Origin of the sequence: Caldisericum sp. (genome assembly GCA_022759145.1) — a bacterium.
In the GTDB taxonomy this organism is placed as follows: Bacteria; Caldisericota; Caldisericia; order Caldisericales; family Caldisericaceae; genus Caldisericum.
The window spans coordinates 65,610-76,927 of sequence record JAEMPV010000048.1 but is presented as its reverse complement, the minus strand read 5'-3'; the positions used below and the strand labels follow the sequence as shown (position 1 = coordinate 76,927).

Here is an 11,318-nt window from a genome sequence, read left to right as displayed (position 1 = left end):
TAATCTTTCGAAACCAGGGGAAAAGCGTAAACTTTTACTATACTGATCCTTTTATGGGTTAATTCGTTAATTTGTGAACCCTCTTTTATCGTTGGTTTTTTTAGTAATATAAGAGCATTTATTTTGTTAATTCCGTTTTTCCTTAAAATATTGTACAGGTATTTATCCAATGAATTATTTGCTTCTTGTGTAACAATAAAAGACTCTCCTATACTTTTTGCAATAATAACTTTGGAATCCTGAAAATTATCAACTATTACTTTGCTTGAAAGGCTGTTGTAAAATAAGAAAGATAACATCAAAATTAAAACTGAAAAGGCAATAACAAATTTAGTGCTTTATTTTTCTTTGAAAGCAGATAAAGGGTTGCAATGAAAATTAGTATATCTGCTGTGATAAATTGAAATAAACTAAAAGAGCCCGGTGCAAAAGAAAAGGGGGTTCTTGAGGCAACGCTAACGACAAAAATCAAAATGCCATATAGGAGGCTAATTAAAAAAGAAAAATGAGATGCAATATTAACGGAAATGAGACTTACAATAATATAAATTAACCCAATAGGAAGCAAGACACCCATATAGGGAATTACGATTAAATTTAGAACAAGAGAAACAATTGAAATGTTTTTGAAAAAATTAATCATTAAAGGTGCTTCGTAAAAATTCACAAAGAAGGAAATATTTAACGCATTAAGGAGCCGACTTTTAAACTTAAGATTAGAGGCAACAATAATTCCTAAGATTGCAAGACATGAGAGATAAAAGCTCAGTGAAATCAAGGCATCCGGAAAAAGGATTAATATAACAGACATTGCAACCAAAAGCGAGTTAAGGAGATTTCTTCCTCTTCCAAGTTGATTGCTTAATACAAGTACTACAAGCATAATAAATGCTCTTATCGCCGAAAACTTTAAACCAATGAAAACTAAAAATAAAAAGGTAAAAGCTAGCGCAAATAAGAATGAAAAAATGCCGATAAATTTAAAAACAAGACTAAAAAATAAAAAGAAAATACCTATGTGGAGCCCAGAAATTGCAAGTATATGCGCAGTTCCTGATAGATGGAAGTCTGTTTTAGTATTGCTTTCGAGAGTGTTAATACCAATTAGAGAAGAAAGTAGAAGGTCACCCTCTTCACTTTTTAAGGTAGATCATATATTTTTTACTATCGTAAGTCTTAAACTTGATAGAAATTCATAAAATTTTGATACGTGAATAACTTCTGTATTCTCAGGGAACAAAGATAAAGTGTTTTGGTAAAAAATCATATTATGGTCGTTCTTTAATATTTTGCCCCTTATTTTTATCTCGGAGTTTTTTGGTGGCGGTATGTCCTTTGAGTAGACTTTTAAAACTAATTTCTTACTCTCTCCTTCTATTCTATTTGATCTAATAAAGTATATAGTTTTCTCCATTTATGTCAAAAAAGTCTTTTACCACACCCTCAACTGCAGTATTTTCGGTATAAGGTTTATAGTTCGTTGTTTTTAAAATTACCTTATAAGTATTTATTCCATTTAAAACGGCAATGAGGAAAATCAAAAGTAAACCAATGACAAAATTCTTTTTAGAAATTGTGATTATCAATATAAATATAGCTATCAGAATAGAAAGGATAATAAAATTTTGCGTAATATATGCAATTGAAAAACCAAGTCCCAATAATACTGATAAGAAAACAAGAATAGAAAGCATTACACCGTAATCAAGTTTTCAATTTTTTCAAAAGTTTTTTCGCCAATTCCCGATACATTTACTATGTCATGTATAGACTTGAAAGGTCCGTTTTTTATTCTGTAATCAATTATTGCCTGTGCTTTTACTTCCCATATGCCTGGCTAGGTCATTAGTTGTTCTTTTGTTGCTGTGTTTATATTGATTTTTCCTATGTTAGGTGTTATTGTGCCATTCTGATTAGAAGTTGAAACATTCGAATTACTTCCTTTTGCAGGAACTATCACTTCTTCGCCATCGCTCAATTTTTTAGCAAGATTTATTGAAATCAAGTCTGCATTTTCGTTTGCACCACCAGCAAGAGCAATTACATCCTTCACAATGGAGTTCTCATCCAGTTCATAAACATCGGGATGTTTAACTTCACCAGTAACGTATACTTTAATCTTTTGGCGCTGGTTTTCAATTATTTGTGGAGCAATTTCTGGTTCCTTAGGTTTATTAGCAATATAAGTTTTCCCAACATACAAGCCCAATCCAAACGAAATAAAAATAAGAAGAATAGATATTACAATTATTTTTTGGTGTCAATTGTATCCAATGTTCATCTCTGACAATGAGGGCAATAATAAGAGCTTCTTCCTCCAATCTTAATAACTTCTATTGGATTACCGCAAACAGGACAGTTTTCCCCTTCCTTTTTGTGGACTATAAAATGTTCATGAAAATGCCCTTTAGTCCCATCAAGGTGGACGAAAGATAGCTCGCTTGCTCCTCCGTATTTTTTTGCCTTATCCAGTACTTCAAAGATTTTTTTGTAAATAGTATCAATTTCTTTGTCGGTTAGGTCTTTTGCTTTCCTTTTGGGGTGGATTTTTGATTCAAATAGGATCTCATCAGAGTATGCATTACCAAGCCCTGCAATAATACTTTGATCAAGAAGTATGTCTTTTATGCTCTTGTTCTTGAACTCATTTAATATTTCCTTGAATTTCTTTATATTAAAGTCCTCACTTAGCACATCAACTCCAAGTTGCTTTATTTCATCTACATCCTTTATATTTTTTGTCTTGTGATAATTTAAAAAGCCATTTGACATTATTCCAAAAATTCCTATAGATTGTCCATTATCGAAAGTAAGATAAGCTTGTGCCTTTTCCTTTTCTGCCTCTTCGATTAATCGCAAAAAACCAGTTAATAAAAAATGTAGTAGAAGATATTTATCATTTGTAAATTTTAAGATTAACACTTTCCCATGTCTTCCAACTTGCTCAAGAGTTTCACCCTCGAGTTCTTTTGAGAACTTTTCTTTGCTTACATTTGAAATTTTTTCATTATTTAAAACTGCCTCCACCAACCTTTTGCCAAGGAAGGCGGAGGCAATTTCATCTTTAAGAAAATTTACTTCAACTACCTCAGGCATAGGCTATTTAAGATATTTTTTGAATATGCCAATACCTGCAAATTGTGCTGCTTCTCCGAGTTCTTCTTCGATCCTCATAAGTTCATTATACTTTTCAACTCTTTCGATTCTTGCCGGTGCGCCGCTCTTAATTTGTCCCACATTCATACCAACAACAAGGTGTGAAATAAATGCATCTGCAGTTTCTCCTGACCTGTGAGATACTACTGCGTTAAACCCATTGTCCTTAGCTACTTGTATAACTTTAAGTGTCTCCGTAAGAGTTCCTATTTGATTAAGTTTAATGAGAATTGCATTTGAAGCCTTTAATTCAATGCCTTTTGAAAATCTTTCAATATTTGTTACATAAATATCATCACCAACAAGTTGAACCTTATCACCTAATCTCTTTGTAAGTTCAACCCATCCATCCCAATCTTCTTCTGCAAGACCGTCTTCAATTGAAATGATAGGGAATTTCTTGAGAAGATTTTCATAGAAATCGATCATTTCGGTAGAGGTCAATTTTGCGCCTTCGAAGTTATAGTATCCATCTTCAAAAAAGCTACTTGCAGCAGCATCAATACCCAACAAAATATCTTTTCCTGCTATATAATTTGCATTAGTTATCGCATCGACAATTAAACTTAAAGCCTCTTCTGTATTCTTCACTTTAGGTGCAAAGCCACCCTCATCACCAACTGCTACAGAATATCCGTTCTTTTTGAGAATCGATGAAAGACTACTATAAACCTCAGCGCCTGCTCTTATTGCTTCTCTAAATGATGGAAAATTTACGGGTAAAATAAGGAATTCCTGAATATCCAGTCCTGAATCAGCATGCGCTCCACCGTTAAGTATATTAAGTTGAGGAACCGGTAAAAGGTTTGCATTAATGCCACCAATGTACTGAAATAAAGATAAACCAAGTTCGTTTGCCTGTGCTCTTGCAACTGCAAGAGAAACACTTAAGATCGCATTTGCACCAAGTTTGCTTTTGTTTTTTGTACCATCGAGTTCGATCATAGTTTTATCGATAAGGTACTGCTCTGCTGCTTCCATTCCTACAACTGCTTCAGCAATAATCTCATTTACATTTCTTACGGCGTTTAGAACACCCTTACCGTTAAATCTTGATTTATCACCATCCCTTAGTTCAACAGCCTCAAACTTTCCGGTTGATTTTCCTGAAGGAACCGCAGCAACACCAACCGCTCCACTTTCGAGAACAACTTCTGTCTCGATGGTTGGATTTCCTCTTGAGTCCAAAATCTCTCTTGCTTTTACATAGATAATCTCACTCATTTTAGCCTCCTAAAATTATTTATATTCTTTTCTTTCCTTTATTGCCATAGAAAGTGTTAAAGTATCTGCAAGTCCAATTTCTGCTTCCTTTGGCAATCCTACTGCTATGCGTGTTATTCTAACTTCCATTTTAACAGAATTTATCAATTTTGCAATGTAGGTTGCGGTCATATCTCCATTAAAATCAGGATTAGTTGCAAGTATAACCTCTTTGACATCCGAGCTTTTTACTCTGTCAAGCAACTCTTTCAATTTAATCTGATCGGGTCCTCTGTGATTTATGGGGTCAATATCTCCATGCAAAACATGATACACACCCTTATATGCACCTGTTTTTTCGATTGCAAGAAGGTCATTAACCTCCTCAACAACACAAATTACAGACTTATCCCTTGCTTCATCGCTACAAATATCACATATTTCCTTATCAGTGAGATTAAAACAAACAGGACAAAGGTGTAAGTTGGCTCTTGCGTCCAAAAGAGTGTCTATAAATTTTTTTACATTTGACTCATCTTCTGACAAAAGAAATAAGGCAATCCTCTCGGCTGTTTTTGGGCCGATCGACGGAAGTTTCTCTATTTCTTCTATTAAAGATTTTAATTTATTAGTTAATTCCATTTGGGAAATTTGGAAGAAGGCTTCCCAGAGCGCCAAGCGTTGCAAATTTTTGTTGTGCTATAATTTTTGCTTTGTTCTGTGCCTCTTTTATCGCAACAACTATAAGGTCTTCTAACATTTCCTTGTCGAGATCTCCAATATTTTCTTGTAGTATCTGCACAGAAATAATTTCGAGTTTCCCATTAACAACTGCTTTTACAATATTTTGAGCAGTTGCTTCAACTTCTGTTTGCTCAAGTTCAGCATTTATCTGCTCAAGTTTCTTTTGAAGTTCTTGTGCTTGCCTTAAAATGTCGTTAAAGTTCCTCATTTCTTTTCCTCCTTAATATCTGTTATTGTTCCTTCAAAAAGATTTAGAATCTCCTGGATCTCCTTTTTATTTTCAATTTGTTTTATCTTTTCTTCCTTGGTAATCTTTGGCTCTTCTTTTGGTTCAATATAAGTAACTTTTAACTGCTTGCCTGTTAATTTTCTTAAAGCTCCTTCGACTATATCAATATTACCTTTCTCTTTCAAAATGTTAAGCACAAAAGGCTTATCAGGTAGTATTTCTACCACTTCGTTTTTTACAGCAACAGGTTTGCATTTGACTAAAAGCGTTGCAGTTGGCACACTTTTTTGTTTAACTTCATTAATTACAGCATCCCATAACGCACTTATTTTCTCAATATCAATTTCTCCAATACTTTTCTTCTCCTCTAATCTATTATCATTCTCAGTTGGTAATGTTTCTTCGATAACGGGTTCCTGCGTAAACTGGGGTTCTTCCGTTTTCACAGATTTCAAAGAAATGTTTTCTTCCATTACAGGCTTCTCTATCCGTCCCTCAAAATCCTCAAATCCCTTTAAATAGTCAAGGAATTCAACAAGTATCGCAAAATATGTGTCCTTATAAGTTTTAATCTTGTTTGATATATCAATGAAAATTTTAGAAATTTCAACTAATTTTCTAAGAGTTGTTGTTTTTAATAGTTCTTTCATCTCAGCAACAACTTCCTTGTCTCGTTTTTCTTCTACAAGAGTATTGTTACCCAATTTCATTGCTAACAAATCTTCAAAAAATTCACCTAACTCATTAAGGAAAATTTTCGGGTCTCGTCCATTTACTTCCATTTGCCTAATACTTGAAAAAATCATTTCTGTTCTTCCCTGTATAAGAGCAGAAGCCAAATTCAGCACGAATTTTTCATCAGGAATATCAAGAAGATTTCGTACCGTTTCTTCGTCTATAGACGAAGAAACGGTTATAACCTGTTCAAGTAAGCTTAAAGCATTTCTCAGAGAGCCAGACGAGACTCTTGCAATAAGTTCGCTTGCAGCATCTGTAATTTCTGCACCTTCCTTCTTTGCAATTTCCTGGACTTTCTTACTCAATCCTTTAATGCTTATTGGCTTAAAGTACAATCGCTCGCATCTTGAAGAAATCGTAGGAGGAATCTTGTCAGATTCTGTTGTTGCAAGTATAAATACAACATTTTTGGGCGGTTCTTCGAGAGTCTTTAAAAGGGCATTAAAAGCTTGCGGTGTAAGCATATGTGCTTCATCTATAATGTACACTTTATATTTGGAATTAACAGGAACATATTGAACATGCTCTTTAAGATTTCGAATTTCATCTATGCCTCTATTAGAAGCAGCATCTATTTCAATTACATCAAGACTTGCACCATTTGTAATTGCAATGCAGTTATCGCACTTTAGGCACGGTGTATCTGTAGGACCATTAACACAGTTCAACCCTTTTGCAAATATCCTTGCAATGGTAGTCTTACCAGATCCTTTTGGGCCTGCAAAAAGATATGCATGAGAAATTTTACCCTGTTTTAACTCAGCGCGCAAAACTTTTACAACTGATTCTTGTTCAACGACCTCATCAAAAGTTTGAGGTCTATATTTCCTGTACAACGCTATGTAATCCATAATAAAATTATAGCATCAAACACGGATTATTAAAATACAGCCTTGATTAAAATTTATAAATTCGTAAAATGTGTAAGAGGTGATAACGCATGGAAGAAATTTCAAAAGATTATTTAAGAAGTATTATCGATCACACGCTTCTAAAGCCAGAAGCGACTCCCAAGGACATAGAGAAACTTTGTAACGAAGCGCTCGAGTACAAGTTTTTTGCAGTTTGCGTAAACTCTTCATATGTAGAATTAGCTAAGAGAATACTTAAGGATAGTAACGTAAAAGTTGCATCGGTTGTTGGATTTCCGTTAGGCGCATCCTCTACCTATGCAAAAGTTTCTGAAACAGAAAGGGCGATTAAAGACGGAGCAGATGAAATTGATATGGTAATCCACATAGGGTATTTGAAAGCAAAAGAATATGGAAAAGTTGAAAATGATATTAGGGAAGTAGTGAAGGCATCGTCAAATAGAATCGTAAAAGTTATCATAGAAACTTGTTTATTGACTCAAGAAGAAAAAATTATCGCTTCTACATTGGCAGTTTCTGCAGGTGCTCAATTTGTTAAAACTTCAACAGGTTTTGGAAGTGGTGGAGCAACAGTTGAAGATGTTCAACTAATAAGATCAGTCGTTCCACCTTACATAGGAGTTAAGGCTTCAGGTGGAATTAGAGATTACGAAACGGCAGTGAAGATGGTAAAAGCTGGGGCAACAAGAATCGGTGCAAGCAAGAGTATTGAAATAGTAACTTAATGGGATACATAAATGTAACTGGCATCACAATAACCTCTTTCGACACGAAGGATACCGACCGATATGTGGTTATGTTAACTGATAGGCTTGGTAAAGTTAATGTGAAATTTCGTTCCGTAAGAAGTTCAAACTCAAAACGTTCTGGCTATACAGACCTATTTGTTTTCGAAAAGGTACAACTATACAAGAAAAGTAGCACATATATTGCAACTGAAGTTGAGATGATTAAAAGTTACGAGCAAGCCAAAGTGGATTTGTCGAAAATGGTTGCCCTTCTTTATATTAAAGAACTCCTTCTCCTGCTAATACCTTATGAAGAGGAAAACAAGCAGATTCTTGAGTTAACTTTAAAAACTCTTGATTTCTTAGACAATACACCGAATGAGTATGTTGATTTAGCGATACTGTATTATATGTTTCATCTTTTGAAGTTATTAGGAAACCCTGTAAGTTTTCCTAAAGGAAGCGAAGAGACTGTCTATTTCTCTACGCAAAATGATGGGTTTAATTTGCAATCTGGTTTTTTAGTTCCTAAGGATGTATTTGAGGAAGCGTATAATGTAAGTAAATTAGCAAACCCTGAAATGCTTAAAATCAAAAGAAGTAAAGAGATTTTAGATCTTTTGAATTCCTATATAATTGAGAAGTACGAGATGGATGAGTACCGAAAATTTTTAGAAAGCATAAAGAATTTGAATGTGAGGTGAAATATGTATTTTCAGGAATTAATTTCTAAGTTGGAGCATTTTTGGCAGAAGCAAGGATGTGTTATACTGCCTCCTTTTGATCAGGAGGTAGGTGCAGGTACCTTAAGCCCATATACATTTCTAAAAGTACTTGGAAAAAAGCCCTGGCGAGTTGCATATGTACAGCCTTCAAGACGCCCTGCAGATGGTAGATATGGGGAGAATCCAAATAGGCTTTATATGCACCACCAATTTCAAGTAATCATAAAACCACCGCTTCCAAACATAAAGGATATTTATCTTGACAGTTTGAAATATCTCGGCTTAAAACTCGCTAAACACGAAATTAAATTCCTTGAAGACAACTGGGAAACTGCTGTTCTTGGCGCTCAAGGTGTTGGCTGGGAAGTAAGGCTCGATGGACTTGAAATCACTCAATTCACTTACTTCCAGTTGGCTGCAGGAGTTATGCTTGATCCGGTATCCGTAGAAATAACATATGGACTTGAAAGGCTTGCGATGTTTTTGCAAGATAAGGATAACATATTTGATATTCAATGGAACGAAACAACAACATATGGTGAACTAAGGAAAAACGAAGAGCGAGAGGAATGCATTTATGCATTTGATGAAAGTGATCCCAAACTCCTCTTTGAACTTTTTGATAAATACGAGAGTGAGGCAAAGAGGATTTTGGAGAAGGGCGTTCTTATGCCTGGATATATGTATCTTCTTAAGTGCTCTCACACTTTTAACCTACTTGATGCACGCGGTGTAATAAGCGTAAACGAAAGACAGAATATGATTGGAAGAATGAGAAATCTTGCCGAACTTTCTGCTAAAATTGTTTTGGAAAGAGAGGGATAACATGAGAGATTTTCTATTTGAGGTTTATACAGAGGAGATGCCAGCAAGGCTTATAAACGACCTTGCCTTTCAATTAAGGGAACTTTCTACAAAGAAGTTGTCCGAATACAAACTTCAGCATGGCGAAATTTTAACATACGGAACACCGAGAAGGCTCGTTCTTTATATAAGGGATGTTAACGAAAAAGAAGAAGATAGCATAAACGAAATTAAAGGCCCACCTTATAAGATTGCATATGACGAGGAAGGAAAAGAAACAGAGGCATTAAAGAAGTTTATTGAAAATAATGGACTAACTTATCAAGATATTGAGACAAAGGAAATTAAAGGGAATAAATACATATTCGGATACAAGAAGATCTCAGGAAGGTCTGCAGTCGAAATTCTAAAGGAAGTTGCGCAATTTGCTCTTAAAAATCTTAACTTTCCCCGCGGTATGAGATGGAATGAGTCAAATGTTGTTTTCATTCGCCCCATTAGAAGTTTGCTTTCGCTTTTTGGTAACGATATAGTTGATATAGAATATGCTGGTATCAAATCTTCAAACAAGTCATATGGATTTTATTTTGACTCTCCTATTGAATTTATTTGTGATAGCCCGATTGATTATTTTAAAAAATTAAGAGAACGTTATGTCATTCTTGAATTTGAAGAGAGAAAAAATATTGTCGAAAAAGAACTAAAAAAACTTGCTTCATCGGTTTCTGGACGTGTAAAGTATGAACCTGAGTTTTTAGAGGAAGTTGTTAATTTAACTGAATTTCCAACGCCATTTCTTTGTGAACTTAATCTTTTGAACTTTAATATACCCGACTGTATTGTAGAAAGTGTTATAAAAGATCATCTAAAATCTTTTCCTGTTTTCTCGAAAGATTCAAGCAAAGTAATGCCGTATTTTATAGGAGTGAGAAACGGAATCTCAGACTTTATTGAAAACGTTAAAAAAGGCTATGAAAAGGTTGCAACTGCAAGGCTCTATGATGGTGCCTTCTTCTTTGAAGAAGATAAAAAAGAAAAACTTGAATCAAGAGTAGAAAAACTAAAAGATATAATTTTTATTAACGGACTTGGAACGCTCTACGATAAAACAGAGAGACTTGTTCAGATTTCAGAATTTTTAAGTAGACTTTTATCGCTCGATGATAGGACCTCGTCCCTTTTTAAAAAAGCAGCCTACTTATCTAAGGCTGACATAACAACTCAAGTCGTGAAGGAGTTCCCAGAGCTACAGGGAACAATGGGTGGCATTTACGCAAAACTGGAAGGTTTAGAAGATGAAATCTCGCAGGCAATAGCCGAACAATACTTACCAAGATTTGCGGGAGATGACCTTCCAAAGAGTACTCTTGGAAAATACTTAAGTATCATAGATAAATTGGATACGCTTGTTTTAAGTATTGGGAAAGGAATCGAGTTTACAAGTTCAAAAGATCCGCTTGGACTAAGAAGGAGCGCACTTTCTATAGTTCAGGTTGTTATGTCTCTTGAACAAAAAGAATTCCCTATCACAAAACTTATTGAATTTATTGCGAGCCTTAAAGAATTAGATAAAGAGAAAACGGAGATTTCAAAAGAAGTAGTAAACCTTTTAAAGGAAAGAGCAAACTACTTTATTAGGTCTAATAACATAAGTTATGATAGTGCAAATGCTGTTACTGAACTTCCTATAGATTTCCTTCCTACATTCCTTGAAAGGGCAAAAACGCTTGAAAAGTATAAAGATGATGAAAAGTTCAAGGAAATTGTTATTGCACATAAAAGAATACGAAACATTTTACAAAAAGCGAGTTTAAATAGTAGTTTGATCGTTCCGGATCTGTTGATCGAGAAAGAGGAAAAGGAATTATTCGAAGTAACAAAGGAAAGTGAAAAGCTGATTTCAGAACTTATTAAAAACGGTGATTACGATGCAATAATCCATCTTCTATATCTATATGTTCCGGCAGTTAATAAGTTTTTTGATCATGTTCTTGTAATGGATAAAGATGAAAAAATAAGAAACAACAGACTTGCACTACTTTCAAATGTACTGCAGGTCTTTGAGAGTTTTGCAATGTTTTCTGAAGTTGTGATAGAAAAATAACACATTCAGCTTATT

Annotated in this window: 13 protein-coding genes; 4 read left to right on the top strand and 9 right to left on the bottom strand. The window is 34.4% G+C overall.

From position 1 onward, the window contains the following. Nucleotides 1-304 precede the first annotated feature (304 nt). From JHC30_03300 to dnaX, 9 genes are all read right to left on the bottom strand, one after another. The gene (locus JHC30_03300) at nt 305-1,105 is read right to left on the bottom strand and encodes a ComEC/Rec2 family competence protein (protein MCI4463179.1); all 801 of its coding nucleotides are present in this window, start codon (nt 1,103-1,105) and stop codon (nt 305-307) included. 283 nt (nt 1,106-1,388) lie between these two features. Continuing rightward, entirely contained in the window at nt 1,389-1,694 is a 306-nt protein-coding gene (locus JHC30_03295; protein ID MCI4463178.1) for a hypothetical protein, read from the bottom strand. Then, nucleotides 1,694-1,831 carry a helix-hairpin-helix domain-containing protein gene (locus JHC30_03290; protein ID MCI4463177.1) on the bottom strand — a complete coding sequence of 46 codons (138 nt, stop codon included), beginning with the start codon at nt 1,829-1,831 and terminating at the stop codon, nt 1,694-1,696. Before JHC30_03290 ends, JHC30_03295 begins: the two co-directional genes overlap by 1 nt. Nucleotides 1,832-1,837: 6 nt before the next feature. Next, the gene (locus tag JHC30_03285; GenBank protein MCI4463176.1) at nt 1,838-2,203 is read right to left on the bottom strand and encodes an SLBB domain-containing protein; all 366 of its coding nucleotides are present in this window, start codon (nt 2,201-2,203) and stop codon (nt 1,838-1,840) included. A gap of 74 nt (nt 2,204-2,277) precedes the next feature. Next, nucleotides 2,278-3,096 carry a bifunctional DNA-formamidopyrimidine glycosylase/DNA-(apurinic or apyrimidinic site) lyase gene (gene mutM, locus JHC30_03280; GenBank protein MCI4463175.1) on the bottom strand — a complete coding sequence of 273 codons (819 nt, stop codon included), beginning with the start codon at nt 3,094-3,096 and terminating at the stop codon, nt 2,278-2,280. Between the two features lie 3 nt (nt 3,097-3,099). Then, nucleotides 3,100-4,380 carry a phosphopyruvate hydratase gene (gene eno / locus JHC30_03275; GenBank protein MCI4463174.1) on the bottom strand — a complete coding sequence of 427 codons (1,281 nt, stop codon included), beginning with the start codon at nt 4,378-4,380 and terminating at the stop codon, nt 3,100-3,102. Nucleotides 4,381-4,395: 15 nt separating this feature from the next. After that, nucleotides 4,396-5,001: a recombination protein RecR gene (gene recR, locus JHC30_03270; protein MCI4463173.1), complete on the bottom strand. Its 606-nt coding sequence runs from the start codon at nt 4,999-5,001 to the stop codon at nt 4,396-4,398. Further along, nucleotides 4,988-5,311 (bottom strand): YbaB/EbfC family nucleoid-associated protein, encoded by a 324-nt coding sequence (locus tag JHC30_03265; protein MCI4463172.1) that lies wholly within the window; start codon nt 5,309-5,311, stop codon nt 4,988-4,990. Before JHC30_03265 ends, recR begins: the two co-directional genes overlap by 14 nt. Then, on the bottom strand, nt 5,308-6,921 hold the full coding sequence (gene dnaX, locus JHC30_03260) for a DNA polymerase III subunit gamma/tau (protein MCI4463171.1): 1,614 nt from the start codon (nt 6,919-6,921) through the stop codon (nt 5,308-5,310). Before dnaX ends, JHC30_03265 begins: the two co-directional genes overlap by 4 nt. A gap of 89 nt (nt 6,922-7,010) precedes the next feature. Between dnaX and deoC the strand changes: the two genes are divergently transcribed. The 4 genes from deoC to JHC30_03240 are packed head-to-tail and all read left to right on the top strand — an operon-like array spanning nt 7,011 to nt 11,303. Next, a complete protein-coding gene (gene deoC / locus JHC30_03255) occupies nt 7,011-7,667 on the top strand; it encodes a deoxyribose-phosphate aldolase (protein ID MCI4463170.1) in 657 nt (218 codons plus the stop codon). Continuing rightward, nucleotides 7,667-8,374 (top strand): DNA repair protein RecO, encoded by a 708-nt coding sequence (gene recO / locus JHC30_03250; protein ID MCI4463169.1) that lies wholly within the window; start codon nt 7,667-7,669, stop codon nt 8,372-8,374. Before deoC ends, recO begins: the two co-directional genes overlap by 1 nt. A gap of 3 nt (nt 8,375-8,377) precedes the next feature. After that, a complete protein-coding gene (locus JHC30_03245; GenBank protein ID MCI4463168.1) occupies nt 8,378-9,220 on the top strand; it encodes a glycine--tRNA ligase subunit alpha in 843 nt (280 codons plus the stop codon). A gap of 1 nt (nt 9,221) precedes the next feature. Next, the gene (locus JHC30_03240) at nt 9,222-11,303 is read left to right on the top strand and encodes a glycine--tRNA ligase subunit beta (protein MCI4463167.1); all 2,082 of its coding nucleotides are present in this window, start codon (nt 9,222-9,224) and stop codon (nt 11,301-11,303) included. Nucleotides 11,304-11,318: the final 15 nt, after the last annotated feature.